18 protein-coding genes are annotated in these 21,514 nt (G+C 71.0%); 3 read left to right on the top strand and 15 right to left on the bottom strand.

The features are described 5' to 3' along the window. Positions 1–3 precede the first annotated feature (3 nt). The 3 genes from zwf to pgl are packed head-to-tail and all read left to right on the top strand — an operon-like array spanning position 4 to position 3,376. Positions 4–1,527 (top strand): glucose-6-phosphate dehydrogenase, encoded by a 1,524-nt coding sequence (gene zwf / locus AB6L24_RS10140; RefSeq protein WP_380851358.1) that lies wholly within the window; start codon positions 4–6, stop codon positions 1,525–1,527. Further along, positions 1,524–2,579, top strand: a complete 1,056-nt coding sequence (opcA, locus tag AB6L24_RS10135; RefSeq protein ID WP_405654354.1) for a glucose-6-phosphate dehydrogenase assembly protein OpcA — start codon at positions 1,524–1,526, stop codon at positions 2,577–2,579. The genes zwf and opcA overlap by 4 nt, the downstream gene beginning before the upstream one ends. Next, positions 2,576–3,376, top strand: a complete 801-nt coding sequence (gene pgl / locus AB6L24_RS10130; RefSeq protein ID WP_030358810.1) for a 6-phosphogluconolactonase — start codon at positions 2,576–2,578, stop codon at positions 3,374–3,376. The genes opcA and pgl overlap by 4 nt, the downstream gene beginning before the upstream one ends. Before the next feature lie 81 nt (positions 3,377–3,457). Here pgl and AB6L24_RS10125 read toward each other — a convergent pair whose 3' ends face one another. From AB6L24_RS10125 to AB6L24_RS10055, 15 genes are all read right to left on the bottom strand, one after another. Continuing rightward, the gene (locus AB6L24_RS10125) at positions 3,458–3,592 is read right to left on the bottom strand and encodes a hypothetical protein (RefSeq protein ID WP_405654352.1); all 135 of its coding nucleotides are present in this window, start codon (positions 3,590–3,592) and stop codon (positions 3,458–3,460) included. A 128-nt stretch (positions 3,593–3,720) separates the two neighbouring features. After that, entirely contained in the window at positions 3,721–5,373 is a 1,653-nt protein-coding gene (pgi, locus tag AB6L24_RS10120) for a glucose-6-phosphate isomerase (RefSeq protein WP_405654350.1), read from the bottom strand. Between the two features lie 72 nt (positions 5,374–5,445). After that, positions 5,446–6,702: an MFS transporter gene (locus AB6L24_RS10115; protein ID WP_405654349.1), complete on the bottom strand. Its 1,257-nt coding sequence runs from the start codon at positions 6,700–6,702 to the stop codon at positions 5,446–5,448. A 224-nt stretch (positions 6,703–6,926) separates the two neighbouring features. Beyond that, on the bottom strand, positions 6,927–7,262 hold the full coding sequence (locus AB6L24_RS10110) for an RNA polymerase-binding protein RbpA (protein WP_003957010.1): 336 nt from the start codon (positions 7,260–7,262) through the stop codon (positions 6,927–6,929). Positions 7,263–7,512: 250 nt separating this feature from the next. Then, positions 7,513–7,743, bottom strand: a complete 231-nt coding sequence (gene secG, locus AB6L24_RS10105; RefSeq protein WP_189732446.1) for a preprotein translocase subunit SecG — start codon at positions 7,741–7,743, stop codon at positions 7,513–7,515. Between the two features lie 141 nt (positions 7,744–7,884). Beyond that, positions 7,885–8,670 carry a triose-phosphate isomerase gene (gene tpiA / locus AB6L24_RS10100; RefSeq protein ID WP_380851374.1) on the bottom strand — a complete coding sequence of 262 codons (786 nt, stop codon included), beginning with the start codon at positions 8,668–8,670 and terminating at the stop codon, positions 7,885–7,887. A gap of 8 nt (positions 8,671–8,678) precedes the next feature. Continuing rightward, positions 8,679–9,890 carry a phosphoglycerate kinase gene (locus AB6L24_RS10095; RefSeq protein ID WP_405654346.1) on the bottom strand — a complete coding sequence of 404 codons (1,212 nt, stop codon included), beginning with the start codon at positions 9,888–9,890 and terminating at the stop codon, positions 8,679–8,681. 126 nt (positions 9,891–10,016) lie between these two features. Beyond that, positions 10,017–11,027: a type I glyceraldehyde-3-phosphate dehydrogenase gene (gene gap / locus AB6L24_RS10090; RefSeq protein ID WP_405654343.1), complete on the bottom strand. Its 1,011-nt coding sequence runs from the start codon at positions 11,025–11,027 to the stop codon at positions 10,017–10,019. Positions 11,028–11,216: 189 nt separating this feature from the next. After that, complete coding sequence (locus AB6L24_RS10085; RefSeq protein WP_405654341.1) at positions 11,217–14,186, bottom strand: M14 family zinc carboxypeptidase; 2,970 nt, start codon at positions 14,184–14,186, stop codon at positions 11,217–11,219. A 233-nt stretch (positions 14,187–14,419) separates the two neighbouring features. Then, a complete protein-coding gene (gene whiA, locus AB6L24_RS10080) occupies positions 14,420–15,409 on the bottom strand; it encodes a DNA-binding protein WhiA (RefSeq protein ID WP_030358801.1) in 990 nt (329 codons plus the stop codon). Further along, on the bottom strand, positions 15,400–16,416 hold the full coding sequence (yvcK, locus tag AB6L24_RS10075; RefSeq protein WP_380851383.1) for a uridine diphosphate-N-acetylglucosamine-binding protein YvcK: 1,017 nt from the start codon (positions 16,414–16,416) through the stop codon (positions 15,400–15,402). The genes whiA and yvcK overlap by 10 nt, the downstream gene beginning before the upstream one ends. Next, a complete protein-coding gene (gene rapZ, locus AB6L24_RS10070; RefSeq protein WP_190116670.1) occupies positions 16,413–17,348 on the bottom strand; it encodes an RNase adapter RapZ in 936 nt (311 codons plus the stop codon). Before rapZ ends, yvcK begins: the two co-directional genes overlap by 4 nt. Beyond that, complete coding sequence (uvrC, locus tag AB6L24_RS10065; protein WP_405654337.1) at positions 17,345–19,525, bottom strand: excinuclease ABC subunit UvrC; 2,181 nt, start codon at positions 19,523–19,525, stop codon at positions 17,345–17,347. The genes rapZ and uvrC overlap by 4 nt, the downstream gene beginning before the upstream one ends. Positions 19,526–19,713: 188 nt before the next feature. After that, positions 19,714–20,643 (bottom strand): hypothetical protein, encoded by a 930-nt coding sequence (locus tag AB6L24_RS10060; RefSeq protein ID WP_405654335.1) that lies wholly within the window; start codon positions 20,641–20,643, stop codon positions 19,714–19,716. Between the two features lie 5 nt (positions 20,644–20,648). After that, entirely contained in the window at positions 20,649–21,296 is a 648-nt protein-coding gene (locus tag AB6L24_RS10055) for a papain-like cysteine protease family protein (protein ID WP_380851393.1), read from the bottom strand. Positions 21,297–21,514 lie beyond the last annotated feature (218 nt).

Genomic DNA, 21,514 nt, shown 5'->3' with positions numbered 1-21,514 from the left:
ACCTTGTCAAGCAGCAATCCGCTGCGTGACGCCGCGGACCGACGGCTCCCGCGTATCGCGGGGCCGTCGGGCCTGGTCATTTTTGGCGTCACGGGCGATTTGTCCCGTAAAAAGCTGATGCCCGCCGTGTACGACCTGGCCAACCGGGGGCTGCTGCCGCCGGGCTTCTCGCTCATCGGGTTCGCCCGCCGCGAGTGGCAGGACGAGGACTTCGCGCAGGAGGTGCACGACGCGGTCAAGCAGCACGCGCGCACGCCCTTCCGCGAGGAGGTCTGGCAGCAGCTCATCCAGGGCATGCGCTTCGTCCAGGGCAACTTCGACGACGACGACGCCTTCGAGCAGCTCAAGGCCACCATCGAGGACCTGGACAAGAAGCAGGGAACGGGCGGCAACTTCGCCTTCTACCTCTCCGTGCCCCCGAAGTTCTTCCCGCAGGTCGTCCAGCAGCTCAAGAAGCACGAGCTGGCGGACGCCCCCGAGGGGTCCTGGCGCCGCGCCGTCATCGAGAAGCCCTTCGGGCACGACCTGAAGTCCGCCAAGGAACTGAACGCGATCGTGCACGAGGTGTTCGCCCCGGACCAGGTGTTCCGGATCGACCACTACCTCGGCAAGGAGACCGTCCAGAACATCCTGGCGCTGCGCTTCGCCAACCAGATGTTCGAGCCGATCTGGAACAGGTCGTACGTCGACCACGTCCAGATCACGATGGCCGAGGACATCGGCATCGGCGGCCGCGCCGGGTACTACGACGGCATCGGCGCCGCCCGTGACGTCATCCAGAACCACCTGCTCCAGCTGATGGCGCTGACCGCGATGGAGGAGCCCGCCTCCTTCGACGCGGACGCCCTGGTCGCGGAGAAGGCGAAGGTCCTGGGCGCGGTGAAGCTGCCCAAGGACCTCGGCAAGGACACCGTGCGCGGGCAGTACTCCGCGGGCTGGCAGGGCGGCGAGAAGGCCGTCGGCTACCTCCAGGAAGACGGCATCGACCCCAAGTCGAAGACCGACACCTACGCCGCCATCAAGCTCCAGGTGGACAACCGCCGTTGGGCGGGCGTCCCGTTCTACCTGCGCACCGGCAAGCGCCTCGGCCGACGCGTCACGGAGATCGCGGTCGTCTTCCAGCGCGCGCCGCACTCCCCCTTCGACCACACGGCGACCGAGGAGCTCGGGCAGAACGCGATCGTCATCCGCGTCCAGCCGGACGAGGGCATCACGGTCCGCTTCGGCTCGAAGGTGCCGGGCACGTCCATGGAGATCAGGGACGTGTCGATGGACTTCGCCTACGGCGAGTCCTTCACCGAGTCCAGCCCGGAGGCGTACGAGCGCCTCATCCTGGACGTGCTGCTCGGCGACGCCAACCTCTTCCCGCGCACGGAGGAGGTCGAGCTGTCCTGGAACATCCTCGACCCGATCGAGGAGTACTGGGACCGGCACGGCAAGCCCGCGCAGTACCCGGCCGGTACCTGGGGCCCGGTCGAGGCGGACGAAATGCTCGCACAAGACGGACGGAGCTGGCGTCGGCCATGAAGATCGACCTGACGGACACCACGGCCAGCAAGATCAACAAGGCCCTTGTGCAGGGCCGCCGCGCGATCGGCACCCCGGCCGTCGGCATGGTGCTCACCCTCGTCATCGTCACCGACGAGGAGAACGCCTACGACGCGCTGAAGGCCGCGAGCGAGGCCTCGCGCGAGCACCCCTCGCGCACGCTGGTCGTCATCAAGCGGGTCTCGCGCTCGCCGCGTGACCGTACGACCTCGCGTCTGGACGCCGAGGTCCGGGTGGGCGCGGACGCGGGCACCGGAGAAACGGTCATTCTGCGTCTTTACGGCGAGGTGCTCAACCACGCCCAGTCGGTGGTCCTGCCGCTGCTGCTCCCCGACGCCCCGGTCGTCGCCTGGTGGCCGGTGAACGCGCCGCTGGACCCGGCGCAGGACCCCCTGGGCGCGCTCGCCCAGCGCCGCGTCACGGACACGTATGCCGCCGAGCAGCCCATCCACGAGCTGACCGCCCGCGCCGACGCCTACCACCCCGGCGACACGGACCTGTCCTGGACCCGCATCACGCCGTGGCGCTCAATGCTGGCCGCGGCCCTGGACCAGGTCTCGTGCGAGGTCACCGCGGCGGCGGTGGAGGGCGAGGAGTTCAACCCGAGCGTCGAGCTCCTCGCGATGTGGCTGGCGGAGCGGCTCTCCGTGCCGGTCAAGCGCACGGTGTCGCCGGGCCCCGGCCTGACCGGCGTGCGCATGGAGACCAACTGCGGTCCCATCGTGCTCGACCGGGCCGACGGCTCCCTCGCCACGCTGTCCATCCAGGGCCAGCCGGACCGCGCGGTCGCGCTCAAGCGCCGTGAGACGTCCGAGCTGATCGCGGAGGAGCTGCGGCGGCTCGACCCGGACGACACGTACGCGGCGGCGCTGCGCTTCGGCGTGGACCGGCTCGGTGAGGCGGCGGCTGCTGCCGCGGCCGGGGAGTCGGCCGGGGACGGGGCCAAGGAGGGCTCCGGCGCCAAGGCCGAGTCCGGGGCCGCCAAGAAGGCCTCGGCGAAGGCTCCGGCCAAGAAGGCGGCCGCGAAGTGACGGTGGCTCCGCAGCTGGTCGTGCACCGCGACAAGGAGCTGATGGCGCAGGCCGCCGCGGCCCGGCTGATCACGAAGATCGTCGACGCCCAGGCGGCCCGCGGCTCCGCGTCCGTGGTCCTCACGGGCGGCCGCAACGGCAACGGCCTGCTCGCCGCGCTCAGTTCGGCGCCCGCCCGCGACGCCGTGGACTGGTCCCGCCTCGACCTGTGGTGGGGCGACGAGCGGTTCCTGCCGGAGGGCGACCCCGAGCGCAACTACACGCAGGCCCGTGCGGCCCTGCTCGACTCGGTGCCGCTCGACCCGGCGCGGGTGCACCCGATGCCCGCGTCGGACGGCACGTTCGCCAAGGGCGCCGACGGGGACGGCGCGGACGCGGCGGCCGAGGCGTACGCGGCGGAGCTCGCCGCGGCCGCCGGCCCGGAAGACCACGGCCCCGTTCCGACGTTCGACGTCCTGATGCTGGGCGTCGGCCCGGACACGCATGTGGCGTCGCTGTTCCCGGAGTCGCCTGCGGTACGGGAGACGGACCGCACGGTGGTCGGCGTGCACGGCGCGCCCAAGCCGCCGCCCACCCGCGTCTCGCTGACCCTCCCCGCGATCCGCTCGGCCCGCGAGGTCTGGCTCCTCGCGGCGGGCGAGGACAAGGCGAAGGCCGCGGCGATCGCCCTCTCCGGAGCGGGCGAGGTCCAGGCCCCGGCAGCGGGCGCGTACGGCCGCGCCCGCACGCTGTGGCTCCTGGACGCGGCAGCGGCCTCGCAGCTCCCGCGGGACCTGTATCCGCCGGCGTCGCCCTGACCCCGGCTGTACGCGCCGACGGGCCCCGGTCCTTTCTGGACCGGGGCCCGTCGGCGTGCTGCGAGCCATTGCGTCGCGCCGTCAGAAGCCGTCGCAGGTGGCGGTGGCGAACTTTCCGCTGGCCGTGCCGGTGCGAGTCGTCCCGTCAGCGGTGACCTTGCAGCTGACCTTGCCGCCGGAGGCTCCGGTGGTGACAGCGAGGGTTCCGCCCTTCACGAACCCCTTCCGCTGCCGCCCGGACCGCGTCCGCATCAGTCGTCCGAGTGAAGGCGGACGTTGACGGCGCAGCGCGGGCAAGGCGCCCCGGGCCTCGCGGGCCGGGGCGCCACTGGTGAACCGTGGGCTCAACGCCCGCGCAGCTCCCGGTACTTGGCGACAAGCGCCGTCGTCGACGCGTCCAGACCCGGCACGTCCGCGCCCTCCGTCAGGGCGGGCTCCACGCGCTTGGCCAGGACCTTACCCAGCTCGACGCCCCACTGGTCGAAGGAGTCGATGTTCCATACGGCTCCTTGCACGAAGACCTTGTGCTCGTACAGGGCGATGAGCTGGCCGAGGACCGACGGGGTCAGCTCGGTGGCGAGGATCGTCGTCGTCGGGTGGTTGCCCTGGAACGTCTTGTGGGGCACCAGTTCGTCCGGCACGCCCTCCGCGCGGACCTCGTCGGGCGTCTTGCCGAAGGCGAGGGCCTGGGTCTGGGCGAAGAAGTTGGCCATCAGCAGGTCGTGCTGGGCGACCAGGCCGGGCCGCAGGTCGTCGACCGGCTTGGCGAAGCCGATGAAGTCGGCCGGGATGAGCTTCGTGCCCTGGTGGATGAGCTGGTAGTAGGCGTGCTGCCCGTTCGTGCCCGGCGTGCCCCACACCACCGGACCGGTCTGCCACCGCACCCGCTCGCCGTCGCGGTCCACGGACTTGCCGTTGGACTCCATGTCGAGCTGCTGGAGGTAGGCCGTGAACTTGGACAGGTAGTGCGAGTACGGCAGGACGGCGTGCGACTGGGCGTCGTGGAAGTTGCCGTACCAGACGCCGAGCAGACCGAGCAGCAGCGGCGCGTTCTCCTCGGCGGGCGCCGTGCGGAAGTGCTCGTCGACGAGCCGGAACCCGTCGAGCATCTCGCGGAAGCGGTCCGGGCCGATGGCGATCATCAGGGCGAGGCCGATCGCCGAGTCGTACGAGTACCGACCGCCGACCCAGTCCCAGAACTCGAACATGTTGGCCGTGTCGATGCCGAAGTCGGCGACCTTCTCGGTGTTCGTCGACAGGGCCACGAAGTGCTTGGCGACGGCGCTCTCGTCGGCCTGGAGCTGGGTGAGCAGCCAGTTCCGCGCGGAGGTCGCGTTCGTGATCGTCTCGATCGTGGTGAACGTCTTGGAGGCGATGACGAACAGCGTCTCGGCCGCGTCCAGGTCCCGGATCGCCTCGTGCAGGTCGGCGCCGTCCACGTTCGACACGAAGCGGACCGTCAGGTCGCGGTCGGTGAAGGACCGCAGCGCCTCGTACGCCATGGCGGGGCCGAGGTCGGAGCCGCCGATGCCGACGTTGACGACGTTCTTGATGCGCTTGCCGGTGTGGCCGGTCCACTCGCCGGAGCGGATCCGGTCGGCGAACGCGGACATCTTGTCGAGCACGGCGTGCACGCCCGGCACCACGTTCTCGCCGTCGACCTCGACGTCGGCGTCCCGGGCGGCGCGCAGCGCGGTGTGCAGGACCGCGCGGTCCTCGGTGGTGTTGATCTTCTCGCCGCGGAACATGGCGTCGCGGAGCCCGAAGACGTCCGTCGCCGCCGCGAGGTCCCGCAGCAGCGCCAGGGTCTCGTCGGTCACCAGGTGCTTGGAGTAGTCGATGTGCAGGTCGCCCACCCGGAGGGTGTAGCCGGTGCCGCGCGCCGGATCAGCGTCGAACAGCTCCCGCAGCCGCACCTCCCCCAGCTGCTCCTTGTGCTTGGCCAGCGCCGTCCACTCCGGCGTCTGATTCAGCTTGGTGCGGACTTCTGCGTTCATCTCGGACTTCAGCTCTCTCTCGTACAACCTGAATACCGTGCGTGCGCCCCGCTGCCCTCCCAACCTAATTGATCAGCGAGCGGTTTGAGTTGTCTGTCCGCTGTCGGCCGACTTAAGCGCGGGTGTGAGCGCGGTGACCGAGAGCGCGAACAGGGCGGCGGCCAGCAGCATCGGGGTGTTGGGCCCCCACAGCGCGGCCACGGCCCCGCCGAGGATCGCCCCGAGCGGCGCCCCGGCGACCGCCAGGGTCCGGAAGGCCGAGCTGACGCGCCCGAGCACGGCGGCGGGCGGACGCTCCTGCATGAGCGTGTGGGTGCTGACGTTCCACACCATCCCCATGGCCCCGAACACCGCCATGCTCACGACCAGCGCCCCGAGGTCGCGGACCGTGCCCATCGCCACGAGCGCCGCGATCTGGGCCGTTCCGGCGACGAGCACGCTGCGGACCCGGCCGAGCGCCCGCGCGAGCCACCCGGCGAGCGCCCCGCCCACGAGGCTCCCGGCGGCGTACGCCGTTATCGCCGCGGCGTACCCGCCGCTGCCCGCGTCCAGCCAGCCGGTGACGAGGACGACGAGGGTGGCGAGGAGCGCGCCTATGCCGACGTTGCCCACGGCGGTCGCCACGCACAGGCGCCGCAGCACCCGGTCCCGCCACAGCACGCGCAGGCCGTGCGCGATGTCGGACCGCAGGGTGGCCCCGGCGGGTCTGGGCGGGTGCTCGGGCGCGGGCACCCGCAGGGAGGCCACGAGGGCGGCCGCGACCAGGTACGTCGCCGCGTCCACCATGTACGGAAGGCCCGCGCCCGCGGCCATCAGGAAGGGCACGACGGGAGCGGCGAGGAGGCCGCCCGCGAACTGCTGGCCGGTGAGCAGCCGTGCGTTCGCGCTGCCGAGGGTCGCGCGGTCCACGAGGGCGGGGAGCAGGGCCGTGGCGGCGTTGTCGAACAGGGTCTGGAGCGTCGTGAGCACCACGGCGAGGGCGATGAGCAGGCCGATCGAGGCGTGGCCGAGCGCCACGGCGAGCGCGAAGCCCGCCACGAGCAGTCCGCGCGCCACATCCACCGTCCACATGGCGCGCCGCTGGTCCACGCGGTCGGCGACGGCCCCGCCGACCAGTCCGAACACCAGCCACGGCAGATAGCCGCAGGCGGTCACCGACGCTATGAGCAGCGGGTCGTCGGTGAGGGACGCAGCGAGCAGCGGCAGCGCGGCCTTGCGCAGCGAGTCCCCGAAGCTGGAGAGCACCGCGGCGCCCCACAGCCGCCCGAACCCGCCGCGCCAGGCGACACTTCGCTCGCCCGTCCCGCTCACGTGGACCGCAGCCGTCACAACTCCCCCTCCCCGCCCCGTGGTTCATCCGGCGGCACGGCCGGTCCCACGAGGTCTCCGAGGGTTCACCGAGCCACAGTCAAACCGTAGACGCCACCACTGACATCGAGGTCGGGCGCGTCGCTGACCAGCGACTTCGGCGCGGGAAGCCGACGCGCGGCTCGGCGTGGGAGGGCAGACGGCTCCGGCCGGGCACCCGAAGGTGTCCGGCCGGTTCTCAAGTCCTAGATCTCGCCCCGCAGTTTGGCGAGCGCCTCGGCGAGGATGGCCTCGCCGTCCGCGTCGCTGCGCCGCTCGCGGACGTACGCGAGGTGCGTTTTGTACGGCTCGGTGCGCGGCGGGTCCGGGGGGTTGTCCCGGTCCTGGCCCGCCGGAAAGCCGCAGCGGGGGCAGTCCCAGGTGTCGGGGACCTGCGCGTCGCTGGCGAAGCTCGGCTGCGTCTCGTGCCCGTTGGAGCACCAGAAGGAGATGCGCAGCCGCGGCGCGGACTCGCCGCGCTCGGCCTCGCCCATCGGCCCCGCCCCGACCCGGCTTCCCCGGATCGCGTTGCCACTTGCCACGGTCGTAACTCCCTGCGTGATGGTGCTGCCTGTGTCGAACGGCGGCTGCGCCGCGGGGTCGACTGCCGGCTCCGCTGCGGGTGCCTCAGTCTACGTAAGGCCCAACGCGCGTCCAGTGTTGGGAGTTACACCCCACCCCGACACGCAAGCCCCATGATAAGCCGCGCACGGGGGCGCGTACTGAACATGGGGCTATGAGCGGGACAGCGGACAGGACCGCCCCGAAAGGGCGGGCGGCACCCGGCTGCTGTCAGTTGTTGACCTTCATCAGGATGCCGAGCACGACAATGGTCGCGAACCACAGCAGACCGACCACGACCGTGATGCGGTCGAGGTTGCGCTCGGCGACCGAGGAGCCACCGACCGACGACTGCATGCCGCCACCGAACATGTCGGAAAGGCCGCCGCCCTTGCCCTTGTGCATCAGCACCAGCAGCATCAGCAGCAGGCTGAAGACGATCAGGGCGATCGAGAACCCCATAACCACGGCTGGACCAACTTCCTCGGATCTGAATCGACGACGGGGCCCGAAGCTCTTCGGTGAGCACTGTGGCTCAGAGAACAAGCCTCGGACCCCGCAAGGGTACGACGTATCGCCGCTAGCGCATACTCACTGGTCTCGTCACTGGTCGCCGAAGCGAACGATCTTGACGAACTCGTCGGCGTCGAGCGCCGCGCCGCCCACCAGGGCACCGTCGACGTCGGGCTGCGCCATGATGTCGGCGACGTTCTTCGCCTTCACGGAGCCGCCGTACTGGATGCGGACCTTGTCCGCGAGCTCCTGCGAGTACAGCTCGGCGAGGCGGCCGCGGATCGCGCCGCACACCTCCTGGGCGTCCTCGGGGGTGGCGACCTCGCCGGTGCCGATGGCCCACACGGGCTCGTAGGCGATCACGATGGACTCGGCCTGCTCGGCCGGGACGTCCTTGAGGCCGCCGTCGAGCTGGTTCAGCGTGTACTGGACCTGCTGGCCGGCCTTGCGGATGTCCAGGCCCTCGCCGATGCACAGGATCGGCGTGATGCCGTGCTTGAAGGCGGCCTTGACCTTGGCGTTGCAGAGCTCGTCGGTCTCGTTGTGGTACTGACGGCGCTCGGAGTGGCCCACGGCCACGTACGTGCACTTCAGCTTGGCGAGCATCGGGCCCGAGATCTCGCCGGTGTAGGCACCGGAGTCGTGCGCCGAGATGTCCTGGGCGCCGTACTTGATCTTGAGCTTGTCGCCGTCGACCAGCGTCTGCACGGAGCGCAGATCGGTGAAGGGCGGCAGGACGGCGACCTCGACGGCCTCGTAGTCCTTGTCGGCCAGCGCGAACGCGAGCTTCTGGGTGTGCGCGATGGCCTCGAGGTGGTTGAGGTTCATCTTCCAGTTGCCCGCCATGATCGGCGTGCGGGTGGTCTGATTCGTCATGAGGGGTGTCAGTTCTCCAGTGCGGCGAGACCGGGGAGCGTCTTGCCCTCGAGGTATTCGAGGGAGGCGCCGCCGCCGGTCGAGATGTGACCGAATGCGTTCTCGTCGAAGCCCAGGATGCGCACGGCCGCGGCGGAGTCGCCGCCGCCGACGACCGTGAAGGCCGACGAGTCGAGAAGGGCCTGGGCGACCGCCTTGGTGCCGTCGGCGTAGTCGGGGTGCTCGAAGACGCCCATGGGGCCGTTCCAGAAGACGGTGGCGGCGTCGGCGAGCTTCGAGGCGTAGAGCTTACGGGTCTCGGGGCCGATGTCGAGGCCCTCCTGGTCGGCCGGGATGGCGTCCGCGGCGACCGTGGTGGGGTGGGCCGGGGCCTTGGTCTTCAGGTCCGGGAAGTCCGTCGAGACCAGGACGTCGACGGGGAGCACGAACTCGACGCCCTTCTCCTCGGCGCGCTTGAGGTAGCCGAGCACCGCCGGGATCTGGTCCTCCTGCAGCAGGGAGATGCCGACCTCGTGGCCCTGCGCCTTGAGGAAGGTGTAGGCCATGCCGCCGCCGATGAGGATGCGGTCGGCCTTCTCCAGGAGGTGGTCGATCACACCGAGCTTGTCGGAGACCTTGGCACCGCCGAGGACGACGGCGTAGGGCCGCTTGACGTCGTCGGTGAGCTTCTTCAGGACGCCGACCTCGGTGGCGATGAGGTAGCCGGCGTAGTGCGGCAGGCGGCCCGGCAGGTCGAACACGGAGGCGTGCTTGCGGTGCACGGCGCCGAAACCGTCGCCTACGTAGACATCGGCCAGGGCCGCGAGCTGGTCGGCGAAGGCGCCGCGCTCGGCGTCGTCCTTGGCGGTCTCGCCCGCGTTGAAGCGCAGGTTCTCGATGACGGCGACCTGGCCGTCGGCGAGGTCGGCGACGGCTGCCTTGGCCGAGTCGCCGACCGTGTCGGTGGCGAACCGGACGTCGGCACCCAGGAGTTCACCGATCCGCGCGGCGGCCGGGGCCAGCGAGAACGCCGGGTCCGGGGCGCCCTTGGGGCGGCCCAGGTGCGAGGCGACGACCACGCGGGCGCCGGCCTCGGCGAGCGCCTTCACGGTGGGCAGGACCGCGCGGATGCGGCCGTCGTCGGTGATGGTCGTGCCGTCGAGCGGCACGTTGAGGTCGGCGCGGACGAAGACCCGCTTGCCTGCGACACCGTCGGCGAGAAGTTCGTCGATCGTCTTCATGTAATAGGACTCCGTGACTGGGACTTCTTGAGGGGTGCTCACGCGCAAAGGGTCCGAACGGCGCGGCGCTGCGCTGTCCGGACCCTGTGCTCACATCGAGATGCCTGGCTCTGAGACGTGGACCGCTTAGAGCTGGCCGCCGACGAAGACCGTGAGGTCGACGAGGCGGTTGGAGTAGCCCCACTCGTTGTCGTACCAGCCGAGGATCTTCACCGACTTGCCCTCCTGGACCATGGTCAGGGAGGAGTCGAAGGTGCAGGAGGCCGGGTCGCTGACGATGTCGGACGACACGATCGGGTCCTCGGTGTAGTAGAGGATGCCCTTGAGGTCGCCGTCGTCGGCGGCCTTCTTGAACGCGGCGTTGACCTCGTCCTTGGTGACCTCGCGCTGCAGCTCGACGACCAGGTCGGTGGCGGAGCCCGTCGGGACCGGCACGCGCATGGCGATGCCGTCGAGCTTGCCCTTGAGCTGCGGCAGGACCAGGGCGGTGGCCTTGGCGGCACCGGTCGTGGTCGGGATGATGTTCTCGGCGGCGGCGCGGGCGCGGCGCAGGTCCGAGTGCGGGAAGTCCAGGATGCGCTGGTCGTTGGTGTAGGCGTGCACCGTCGTCATCAGGCCCTTGACGATGCCGAAGTTCTCGTCGAGAACCTTGGCCATCGGCGCCACACAGTTGGTGGTGCAGGAGGCGTTGGAGATGACGTGGTGGTTCGCCGCGTCGTACTTGTCCTGGTTGACGCCCATCACGATGGTGATGTCCTCGTCCTTGGCCGGAGCCGAGATGAGGACCTTCTTCGCGCCACCGGCGATGTGCTTCTCGGCGTCCGCCTTCTTGGTGAAGATGCCGGTGGACTCGATCACGATGTCGACGCCGAGCCGGCCCCACGGGATGTCGGCGGGGTTGCGCTCGGACAGCACCTTGATGGTGTGGCCGTCGACGGTGATGGTGTCCTCGGTGTGCGACACCTCGGCCTTGAGGCGGCCCAGGATGGTGTCGTACTTCAGCAGGTGAGCGGTGGTCGCGGTGTCACCCAGGTCGTTGACAGCCACGATCTCGATGTCCGCGCCCTGCTCAAGGAGCGCGCGGAAGTAGTTGCGACCGATGCGGCCAAAGCCGTTGATGCCTACGCGGATCGTCACGAACCGATCTCCTCGTTGGTACGCCGGTCTGAGACGCCGGCGAGATGTATTGGGATGTCCCCGACCGCCTCCGACCCTACCTCTCCGGCGGCTCCGGGGTGACATCGACAGGGGCCCTGCGCGGCCCGGTGGCCCGTACCCCCCAGTAGGGGCACGGGCCACCGGGACCTTGGTCCTGACTACGCAGCGTCAGCGGCGCAGGTGGTCCAGTGCCTTGCCCAGCAACCGGGCCCGGTCGGCCGCTGCGGGGATGTGTTCCAGGCCGAAGCCGAGCAGCACGCTGTCACGCGCTGTGACCGCGGCGTGGGACTTGTAGAGCTCCCCGGTGCGCGCCCAGTCGCCCGTGATATTGGGGCTTCCTGCCGGGGCCGGAGCGACGGCCCAGGTGCCGAGCGAGGACTCGAATCCCTCGGTCTCGGTGGCGTTGCCGCCGACGACGAGACGCGCGTTGTCGGCGAACAGTCCGCGGCCGCCGCTGCCGGGGTCGGTAACGGCGCTGAGGGACACCTCCACCTTCTTGCCCGCGTAGGGGGCGAGGTCGAAGGCGACCTGCTTCCAGCCGCCGGAGGAGCCGGTGAAGCTGTTCCAGGCCCCGCTGCTGCCGCTCGCCGTGCAGCCGGTCGCGCCCTGCGTCAGATAGTGCTTGAGGAACGGGTGGCCGTTGATGAAGAACCCGGCCGCGCACTGGGCGGGCACGGCGGCCGAGGAGCTGCCGTTGGTGTCGGGCAGCGTGGTCCAGTCGTCGGCGCCCGTGGTGTGCGCCTCGAGCAGGCCGTGGTCGAAGCCGGGCTCCAGGTTCCAGTTGAGGGCGAGCCGCAGCTCCGGCTTGTCGGCGGCCGTGACGCCGGTCAGGTCGAAGGTGCGGGTGAGCCGCTTGTAGTCCCGGTCGGCGTGGGTCGCGGCGGCCATGCCCTGGCCCTCGAAGGGCGCGTAGGGGTTGCTGAGGCCGGGGTAGGAGCCGCCGGCCGCGCTCTTGAACTGCGGGAACCGGCTGGCGGGCAGGGTGTCGGAGGTGACGGTGAAACGGCCCGCCTTGTCGAGCGGATTGCCCTCGGCCGCGCCGAGCGCGCCGTCCGCCCCGGCGAGCGTGCCGGTGCCGCTGAAGCTCTTGGCGTCGGGTGCGGAGAGGCGTTCGTAGGCGCCGAGGTAGTACTGCGCGAAGTCGTCGGTGAGGGCCTCGCCGAGGTCGACGTCGCTGCCGGTGCGCTCGCCGGACTCGATCAGCTTGCCGCCCTCGTTGAGGTAGGCGCGCAGGGCGAGCTGGGTGGGCGCTCCGGGCACGGGGTCGCCGGTGTGGTGGACGACGGCGGAGAAGTGCGAGAGGACGCCGAGCGGGTGCGGGGCGCCCTGCTTGGCGACGTCCCACACGGCGGCCGAGCGGCCGCCGGCCTTCAGGGCGTCGACGTACTTCTGGGTCTGGGTGGCGGGTGCGCCTTCCTCGGCGACGACGAGGGTGCTCGCCCTGGGGCGTTCGGCGACGGTGTACGTGAAGTGCTCGCTCTGCGTGCGGCCCTTCTTCCCCTTCTTGTCACGCCCGGTGAACCACACCTCGACCTTGTCACCCGCGCGGGCGCCCTCGACGTCGGCGCGGTACTGGTCGAAGTGCAGGTTGTCCTCGCCGCCGTAGGTCTCGCCGCCCTTCCAGGCCTTGAGCTTCTCGTCGTGCGTACGGCCGCCGTTGATGCGGTAGTTGAGCTCCTTGGCGCGCACGGACTTGCGGGCGGTGACGGCGACTTCCTGGTCCGCTCCGCGCGCGTACGACGTCTTGAAGGTGTCGGGCGTGAAGTCGGGGGCCTCGATGCCGGTGACGGAGACCGGCTGGTCGGGGTGGAGCGCGGTCTCGGCGACGGCGAGCGCGAAGGGCACGTTCTTCGCGAACTCCTGCTGGATCAGCTTCTCGTCGTCGGGGAAGGTGAAGATGGACGCGCAGTCCTGGGGCCGCCAGGCGTCATTGGGGTCCACGTTCGACGCGGTCTGGCAGGTGGACATCTCCGGCGTGAACATCGGGATGCCGTTGACGTTGCCCGCGTGGCCGTCGGCCTCGCCGTTGGTGGTGTACAGCTCGGAGGACACCTGCGGGTGGTAGCCGGGGACCGCGGGCTTCTCGGGGGTGCCGGCGAGCGCCTTGTAGAGCACGTCGTCCGGGGTGGGGGTGGCGACCTGCCAGCCCACTCCGTAGAGGATCAGTTCGGCGGCGGAGTGGTAGTTGATGCCGTACGCGAAGCCGATGCGCTTCTGGAAGCGGTCGATGACCTTGGTCTCGGGCTCGGACATCGGTCCGGTGCCGCGGTAGGTCTCCGAGGACGCGTCGGGCGAGGAACCCTCGTTGTCGTAGCCCCACTTGTAGGCGAAGTTGCGGTTGAGGTCGACGCCGTCGCCGGGGGCGATCCTGCCGTCGCCGTCGATGTCACGGAGGTTCTTGCGCCACTGCCGGTCGCCGCCGGCGGCGTGCGTGAAGTCGTAGCCGTCGGGGTTGGCGGAGAGCACGAACCACAGCTCGGTGGAGTTCACGAGCTTGGTGATCCGCTTGTCCTTGCCGTAGTTGTCGAGGTAGTGGTGCATCAGGCGGCGGGTCATCTCGGGGGTGATCCACTCGCGCGCGTGCTGGTTGGACATGTACAGCGTGGCGGGCTTGGAGCCGTCCTTGGACTTCTTGGCGTTCTTGGAGAGCTTGAGCGCGAGGATGTCCTTGCCCTGGACCGTCTTGCCGATGGAGACGACCTTGGTGAGGCCGGGGTGGGCCTGACCGGTCTTGACGATCTCCTCCTGGAGCCCGCCCTTGCCGCTGTACGGCCTGAAAACGCCGTCCCCCGCGGCCTTCAGCTTCTTCGCCGTCGCCGCGGACACGCGGTGCTCGGTGAGGTCGATGCCCTTGCGCTCGATCGCCTCGGCCTGGCCCTCGGTCAGGTACAGCTCGACGCGGCCGGTGCCGCTCTCGGGTGCCTGTCCGGCGAGTTCGTGGGCGTCCTGCCCCGCCTCGACCAGGATCGGTATCTGCTTCTTGGTGACGTCGGCCTGGTAGACCTTGACGGCCGCCGGGTCGTCGTCGGCCGGAGACCTGGCCGGTCCGCTCGCCTGGGCGTGCGGTGCGGCGACGAGTCCGCCGACGAGCAGTGCGCTCGCGGCGAGGATCGATCTCGCGCTCGCTCTTCGTCTCATGAGCCCCCCTTGCAGTTGTCCGGCACGTTTGTGCGCGAACGCCAGGCTCGTCACGCTTCATGATCATGTCAATACGGCGGGTGAGCGGTTACCGAGCGGTTCCGCTGCCGGGCCGCAGGGCTCTCCGGGCACAGAGAAGCCGCCGGGGCCCATGGGGCCACCGGCGGCTTCCGGGGTCTGCGGCGGTGCCGGAGCACCGCGTCTCGGGCGACGGGGGCCCGGGCGACCGGGGCTCAGACGACCATGTTGTCGGCGAGCTCCTCGCTCAGGTTGGACTCCGTGCCGGGGATGCCGAGGTCCTGCGCCCGCTTGTCGGCCATGGCGAGCAGGCGGCGGATGCGGCCCGCGACGGCGTCCTTGGTCAGCGGCGGGTCGGCGAGCGCGCCCAGCTCCTCCAGGGAGGCCTGCTTGTGCTCCATGCGCAGCCGGCCCGCGGCCGCGAGGTGCTCGGGCACCTCCTCGCCGAGGATCTCCAGGGCGCGCTGCACCCGGGCGCCCGCGGCGACGGCGGCACGGGCCGAGCGACGCAGGTTGGCGTCGTCGAAGTTGGCCAGGCGGTTGGCGGTGGCGCGCACCTCGCGCCGCATCCGCCGCTCCTCCCAGGCGAGCACCGACTCATGGGCGCCGAGCCGGGTCAGCAGGGCCCCGATGGCGTCCCCGTCCCGGACGACGACGCGGTCCACGCCGCGCACCTCACGGGCCTTCGCGGCGATCTGCAACCGCCGGGCCGCGCCGACCAGCGCAAGGGCCGCCTCCGGGCCCGGGCAGGTCACCTCCAGGGAGGAGGAGCGGCCGGGCTCGGTCAGCGAGCCGTGCGCGAGGAAGGCGCCGCGCCAGGCCGCCTCGGCGTCGCAGGTGGCCCCCGAGACCACCTGCGGGGGCAGGCCGCGGATGGGCCGGCCGCGGCCGTCCACCAGGCCGGTCTGGCGGGCCAGCTGATCGCCGCCCGCGACCACCCGAACGACGTAGCGCGAGCCGCGGCGCAGGCCGCCGGGGGCCATCACGATCAGCTCCGAGCTGTGCCCGAAGATCTCCAGGATGTCCCGCTTGAGGCGGCGCGCCGCCATCGCGGTGTCCAGCTCCGCCTCGATCACGATCCGGCCGCTCACCAGGTGCAGACCGCCCGCGAACCGCAGGATCGACGAGACCTCTGCTTTTCTGCAGCAGGTCCGGGTGACGGGGAGCCGGGAGATCTCGTCCTTCACCGCTGCCGTCATCGCCATGGGCCGATCCTTCCATGCATCCGAAAAATACGGTCGTACGCGGCGGCCAGCAGCTCCGGGTCGTGCTTGGGGCTGCCGTCCTGGCGGGCCACCGGCGCCAGCTCCACCGTGGCGCCGAACCGCTTGGCGGCGTCGGTCAGTGATCCACGGTCGGGCACGGCGGCCTCGTCGGCCAGCACCACGTCCAGGGCGAGTTTAGGGGCGTGTCGGGCCAAAACCTCCAAATGACGCTGCGGAGAGAAGCCCTCGGTTTCTCCGGGTTGCGGCGCGAGGTTCAGCGAGAGGACCCGGCGGGCCTTGGTCTCGGTGAGCGCGTCGAGGAGCTCGGGCACGAGCAGGTGCGGGATCACCGAGGAGAACCAGGATCCGGGGCCGAGAACCACCCAGTCGGCGTCAAGGACGGCGGCGACGGCCTCCGGCACGGCCGGCGGGTCCTGCGGGACGACGTGCACGGACTGCACCTCGCCCGGGGTGAGCGCGACCGTGGCCTGGCCGCGGACGGTGTCCACGTCGTCGGGGCGGTCCGGGTCGTGGCCCTTGACCAGCGCCTGGAGCTCCAGCGGCACGGCGGACATGGGCAGCACCCGGCCGTGCGCGCCGAGCAGCCTGCCGACCAGGTCGAGGGCCTGGACGTGATCGCCGAGCTGTTCCCACAGGGCGACGATCAGGAGATTGCCCACCGCGTGCTCGTGCAGGTCACCGCGGGACTGGAAGCGGTGCTGGATCACGCGGGACCAGGTCTGGCCCCAGTCGTCGTCGCCGCACAGCGCGGCGAGCGCCTTGCGCAGGTCGCCGGGCGGCAGCACGCCCAGCTCGGCGCGCAGCCGCCCGCTGGAGCCGCCGTCGTCGGCGACCGTCACCACGGCGGTGAGGTCGCCGGTGATGCGGCGCAGCGCGGCGAGCGACGCGGACAGACCCATGCCGCCGCCGAGGGCGACGACCTTGGGCTGGGTGCCCCGCTTGCGGCCCAGGCGGTTCAGGCGGAGCACCCGGCGGTTGGGCTTCATTCGCGCCCCATGTCCCGGTGGACGAGGACGGTCTCGATCCCGGCGGCGGTCAGTCGGGCCGCCAGCTTCTCGGACGTGGCGACGGAGCGGTGCTTGCCGCCCGTGCAGCCCACGGCGATGGTCACGTACCGCTTGCCCTCGCGGCGGTAGCCCGCGGCGATCAGCTGGAGGAGTTCGGTGTAGCGGTCGAGGAACTCCTTGGCGCCGGGCTGGTTGAAGACGTACGCCGACACCTCCTCGTTGAGCCCGGTGTAGGGGCGCAGCTCGGGGACCCAGTGCGGGTTGGGCAGGAAGCGCATGTCGACGACGAGGTCGGCGTCGACCGGCAGGCCGTACTTGAACCCGAAGGACATGACCGTGGCCCGCAGCTCGGGCTCCTCGTCGCCCGCGAACTGGGCGTCCATCTTGGCGCGCAGCTCGTGCACGTTCAGGCTGGAGGTGTCGATGACCAGGTCGGCGTCGCCGCGCAGCTCGCGCAGGAGCTCGCGCTCGGCCGCGATGCCGTCGACGATGCGGCCGTCGCCCTGCAGCGGGTGCGGGCGGCGCACCGACTCGAAGCGGCGCACCAGGGCGTCGTCGGAGGACTCCAGGAACACGATGCGCCGGGTGACGTGCTTGGACTCCAGGTCGGCGAGGGACTGGCGCAGGTTGTCGAAGAAGCGGCGGCCGCGGACGTCGACGACCACCGCGATGCGCGCGACATTGCCCTGGGAGCGGGCGCCCAGCTCCACCATGGTGGGGATCAGCGCGGGCGGCAGGTTGTCGACGACGAACCAGCCGAGGTCCTCCAGGCACTTCGCCGCCGTGGAGCGGCCCGCGCCGGACATCCCGGAGATGATCACCAGCTCGGGGATGGCCGCCTCCGCGGCTTCGCCCGGTTCGATGGTCGTGCCCGTACTCACTTGTTCTCCGCCTTCGTCGTGCTCGCTCATGTCTCCATCCCCCGTCGTGTCCGTGCGGCGCCCACGCGCGTGGGCGCCTCGCTGTCGCTCGGGGCCGCGGCCGTGCCGGGCCCGTCGCCGTGCGAGTCTCCCGCCTGTGCGGAAGGCCCGCCGTCGGACGAGTCTCCCGCGCCCGCGGGCTGCTCGCCGTGGTCGGAGTCACCCGCCGTCGCGGGTTCCTCCTCTTCCATGATCTCTCCAGTCGCGGTGTTCACCGCGGGGGCCGCCGGGGCGGCCCGGGCGAAGGCCGCGAGGACGGCCTCCGCCGTCTTGCGGCCTATGCCCGGGACCTCGCAGATCTGGTCGATGGTCGCGGACCGGAGTTTCTTCACCGAACCGAAGTGCTTGATCAGTGTCTGCTTGCGAGCCTCGCCCAGGCCGGGCACGGCGTCCAACGGGCTCGCCTTGAAGCGCTTGGTCCGCTTCGACCGCTGGTAGGTGATCGCGAAGCGGTGCGCCTCGTCGCGCACCCGCTGGAGCAGATAGAGCCCCTCGCTGGTGCGCGGCAGGATCACCGGGTCGTCCTCGCCGGGCACCCAGACCTCTTCGAGGCGCTTGGCGAGGCCGCAGACGGCGATGTCGTCGATGCCGAGGTCGTCCAGGGCCCGCTGGGCGGCGGCGACCTGCGGCTGGCCGCCGTCGACGACGACGAGCTGCGGCGGGTACGCGAACTTCTTGGGCCGCCCGTCCTCCTCGGTGAAGCCGTTCCGGCCGTCCTGGCCGTCCTGAGCGTTCTCGGCGTCCTCGGGGGACCACTCCCCCGTCTTCTCCTTCTCGGCCAGATACCGCCGGAAGCGCCGGGTGAGGACCTCGTGCATGGAGCGGACGTCGTCCTGGCCCTCGAAGCCCTTGATCTGGAAGCGGCGGTACTCGCTCTTGCGGGCCAGGCCGTCCTCGAAGACGACCATGGAGGCGACGACGTCGTCGCCCTGGAGGTGCGAGATGTCGTAGCACTCGATGCGCAGGGGCGCGCTGTCGAGCTCCAGGGCCGTGGCGATCTCCTCCAGGGCGCGGGAGCGGGTCGTGAGGTCGGAGGCGCGCTTGGTCTTGTGCAGCACGAGGGACTGCTGGGCGTTGCGCGCGACGGTCTCCATGAGGGCCTTCTTGTCGCCGCGCTGCGGGATGCGCAGCGACACGTTCGACCCGCGGCGCTGGGTCAGCCACTCCTGGACCGGCTCGGCGGGGTCGGGCAGGGCGGGGACGAGCACCTCCTTGGGGACGGCGTCGCCCGTCTCCTCTCCGTAGAGCTGCTGGAGGGCGTGTTCCACGAGGTCGGCGGTGGTGACCGCCTCGACCTTGTCGGTGACCCAGCCGCGCTGGCCGCGCACGCGTCCGCCGCGCACGTGGAAGATCTGGACGGCGGCCTCCAGCTCGTCCTCGGCGACGGCGATCAGGTCGGCGTCGGTGGCGTCGGCGAGGACGACGGCGCTCTTCTCCATCGCCTTCCTGAGGGCCTCTATGTCGTCGCGCAGCCGGGCCGCGCGCTCGTACTCCATGTCCTCGGCGGCGTCCGTCATCTGCCGCTCCAGGCGCCGGATGTACGTCCCCGTGCGGCCGGTCATGAACTCGCAGAAGTCCTCGGCCAGTTCACGGTGCTCCTCGGCGGAGACGCGGTCGACGCAGGGCGCCGAGCACTTGCCGATGTAGCCGAGGAGGCAGGGGCGGCCGGTGCGGGCGGCGTTCTTGAAGACTCCGGCGGAGCAGGTGCGGACGGGGAACACGCGCAGGAGCAGGTCCACGGTGTCGCGGATCGCCCAGGCGTGGCCGTAGGGGCCGAAGTAGCGCACGCCCTTCTTCTTCTGACCGCGCATCACCTGCACGCGCGGGAACTGCTCGTTCATCGTCACCGCGAGGTACGGGTAGCTCTTGTCGTCGCGGTACTTGACGTTGAAGCGCGGGTCGTACTCCTTGATCCAGGTGTACTCCAGCTGGAGCGCGGCGGTCTCCGTGGCGACGACGGTCCACTCCACGGACGCCGCCGTCGTCACCATCGTGGCCGTGCGCGGGTGCAGGTTCGCCAGGTCCTGGAAGTAGCTCGCCAGGCGCTGGCGCAGGCTCTTGGCCTTCCCGACGTAGATCACCCGGCGGTGCTCGTCGCGGAACCTGTAGACCCCCGGCGAGTCGGGGATCTGTCCCGGCTTGGGGCGGTAGCTGGAAGGGTCGGCCATGTCGGACAGCCTACTGGCGAGCAGTGACAGTCAGTCGCGGTGGCCGGGCGGCGCCGAGGCCCGGGACGTGCCCGCTTCTGCCCTCTTCTTCCGCCCCGGCGCGTCCGGGACGACCGCTCGCGGGTGCACCCGCCCGCCCTGTGCGGGGCGGGCGGGCGGGAGTGTCCCAGCCGGGGGCCGGGGCCGGGTCAGCTCAGGCGGCGGGAGCGACGCCGGAGCAGGGCCGCGCCGGACAGGCCGAGGGCGACCAGGGCCCCGGCTCCGGCCACGGTGGAGGCGACGGTCACCGGCCCGTCGGAGGAGGACGACGCGGACTCGGCGGTCCCGTCCGCCTTGGCCGACGTGGCCCCGGGCGCCCCCTGCGAGGGCTGCTCGGCGTACCCGCCCGCCTTGCCGGACTTCGCGTACGCCGACCCCGGCAGCTTGTCCCCGTACGCCTTCTGGACCCGCTTGCGGTAGGCGTCGGTCGAGGTCCCCTCCGCGCCGACCGCACGCACCGCGTCCTTGTCCAGGGGCAGCACGCGCGCCCCCTTGGTGACGTACCAGCCGTTGATCTGCGGCTCGTGGAAGACGGTGCCTCCGGGGAGCTTGTCGGCACCCACGCGCGCGTAGTGGGTCTCGTCGTCCCCGGTGGCGATGTTCACGATGCGCCAGGAGCCCTCCTGCCGGACGGACCAGAGCGACGCCTCCTGGCCGTCGGAGGAGACCGCCTTGCTGGCCAGGAACTCCATGCGGGCGACGGGCGCGTCCTTCTTGCCGGCGACGAAGTCGGGCGACAAGTAGTAGACGGGCACGGCCTTGTCGCCCGCCACGCGCGGCTCGGCCGCGGCCTTGGTGACGGCTCCCTCGCGGGCGAAGAAGCGGGAGAGCGTGTCGAGGGTCTTCGGGGCCTCGGCCGCGTCGTGGGCGGCGCCGCGGGCGGCGTCCGAGGGGGCCGAGGGGGCGGGCGGCGCGGGCCGCGCGGCCGGACCGGAGTCGGCCGTGGCGTGCGGGGCCGCGAGGCCGAGGAGCAGCGCGGCGGCCGAGCCCGCGAGCACGGCCTTCAGGGCACGCCCTGACGTACCGGAAGCGTGCGACGCGTAGGAGTCGCGGGCCTCGGGGGAAACGGGACGGGTCATCGCTCTCACGCCCCTATCCGGTACAGCGAGTGGGTCCAGGAGAAGGTGTTGTTGTTGACGTACCAGTCGTGGGACGCCCAGTTGTAGCGGTCGCTGGAGGGCCATGGGTCGCCCCAGTACACCCAGCTGTTGGCGGTGTCGTAGCCGTAGATGACGTGCATGTGGCCGCCGCCGTTGGACCACTGGATGCGGGTCTCGACGGGCCGGTTGGCGTTGATCTCGGACTGCACGGTGGGGTAGCGCAGCCAGCCGGTGACGTACGAACCGGAGTTGATGCCCGCCCAGCGGAGCCCCGTCTGCACATTGCCGAGGGTGGCCTGGTTGTTGGGGCACTCGGTGTTCTGGTTGCGGCCGAAGGCGGCGTTGCAGAACTGGTTCTGGCTGTAGTTCTTGCCGAGGTACGTGGCGATGGTGTTGCCCGCGGCGGCCCAGCACCAGTTGGTCTTCTGCTGCGCCTGCATGGTGATGTTCAGGCGCTTGGCGGCGAGGACCGACGGGTCGGCCGCTCCCGAGGCGGCCGGAGCGACGGTCGACGACGTGTCGTGGGGTGCCGCGGCGGCGGTGGCCGCCGGTACGGCGAGGAAGGCCGCCGCGGCGACGGCCAGTGCGGACAGCCGTCTGCGACGGCTCGACCCGCGGGTGGAGTGGTGCATCGCGTTCCTCCCGAGCGGAGTGGGGGTGGGATGTGGAGGAGCGCGTCCGGACGCTGCGATTGAGCATCAGGTGTTGTCCAGTGCAGGTCAACACGCTTCAATGCGGCATGGTTTGAAGCGTGAACAACGGCGTACATCTGTGAACGCCCGGCGCACGCTCACCTGGCCACCCGCTTCGACCGGGGCGTATACCCGCACGGCCGGAGTGAACGTTCACA

This window comes from Streptomyces sp. RK9 (assembly GCF_045070545.1).
In the GTDB taxonomy this organism is placed as follows: domain Bacteria; phylum Actinomycetota; class Actinomycetes; order Streptomycetales; family Streptomycetaceae; genus Streptomyces; species Streptomyces alboflavus.
This window is presented reverse-complemented; position numbering and strand designations above follow the sequence as displayed.

Excerpts from the sequence above, each read along its gene's own strand:
- AB6L24_RS10095 (WP_405654346.1), bottom strand. The coding sequence starts at position 9,890 with ATGAAGACGATCGACGAACTTCTCGCCGACGGTGTCGCAGGCAAGCGG.
- opcA (WP_405654354.1), top strand. The coding sequence starts at position 1,524 with ATGAAGATCGACCTGACGGACACCACGGCCAGCAAGATCAACAAGGCC.
- whiA (WP_030358801.1), bottom strand. The coding sequence starts at position 15,409 with ATGGCGATGACGGCAGCGGTGAAGGACGAGATCTCCCGGCTCCCCGTC.
- pgi (WP_405654350.1), bottom strand. The coding sequence starts at position 5,373 with ATGAACGCAGAAGTCCGCACCAAGCTGAATCAGACGCCGGAGTGGACG.
- rapZ (WP_190116670.1), bottom strand. The coding sequence starts at position 17,348 with ATGAGCGAGCACGACGAAGGCGGAGAACAAGTGAGTACGGGCACGACC.
- AB6L24_RS10085 (WP_405654341.1), bottom strand. The coding sequence starts at position 14,186 with ATGAGACGAAGAGCGAGCGCGAGATCGATCCTCGCCGCGAGCGCACTG.
- yvcK (WP_380851383.1), bottom strand. The coding sequence starts at position 16,416 with ATGAAGCCCAACCGCCGGGTGCTCCGCCTGAACCGCCTGGGCCGCAAG.
- AB6L24_RS10055 (WP_380851393.1), bottom strand. The coding sequence starts at position 21,296 with ATGCACCACTCCACCCGCGGGTCGAGCCGTCGCAGACGGCTGTCCGCA.
- tpiA (WP_380851374.1), bottom strand. The coding sequence starts at position 8,670 with ATGACGAATCAGACCACCCGCACGCCGATCATGGCGGGCAACTGGAAG.
- secG (WP_189732446.1), bottom strand. The coding sequence starts at position 7,743 with ATGGGGTTCTCGATCGCCCTGATCGTCTTCAGCCTGCTGCTGATGCTG.
- uvrC (WP_405654337.1), bottom strand. The coding sequence starts at position 19,525 with ATGGCCGACCCTTCCAGCTACCGCCCCAAGCCGGGACAGATCCCCGAC.
- AB6L24_RS10060 (WP_405654335.1), bottom strand. The coding sequence starts at position 20,643 with ATGACCCGTCCCGTTTCCCCCGAGGCCCGCGACTCCTACGCGTCGCAC.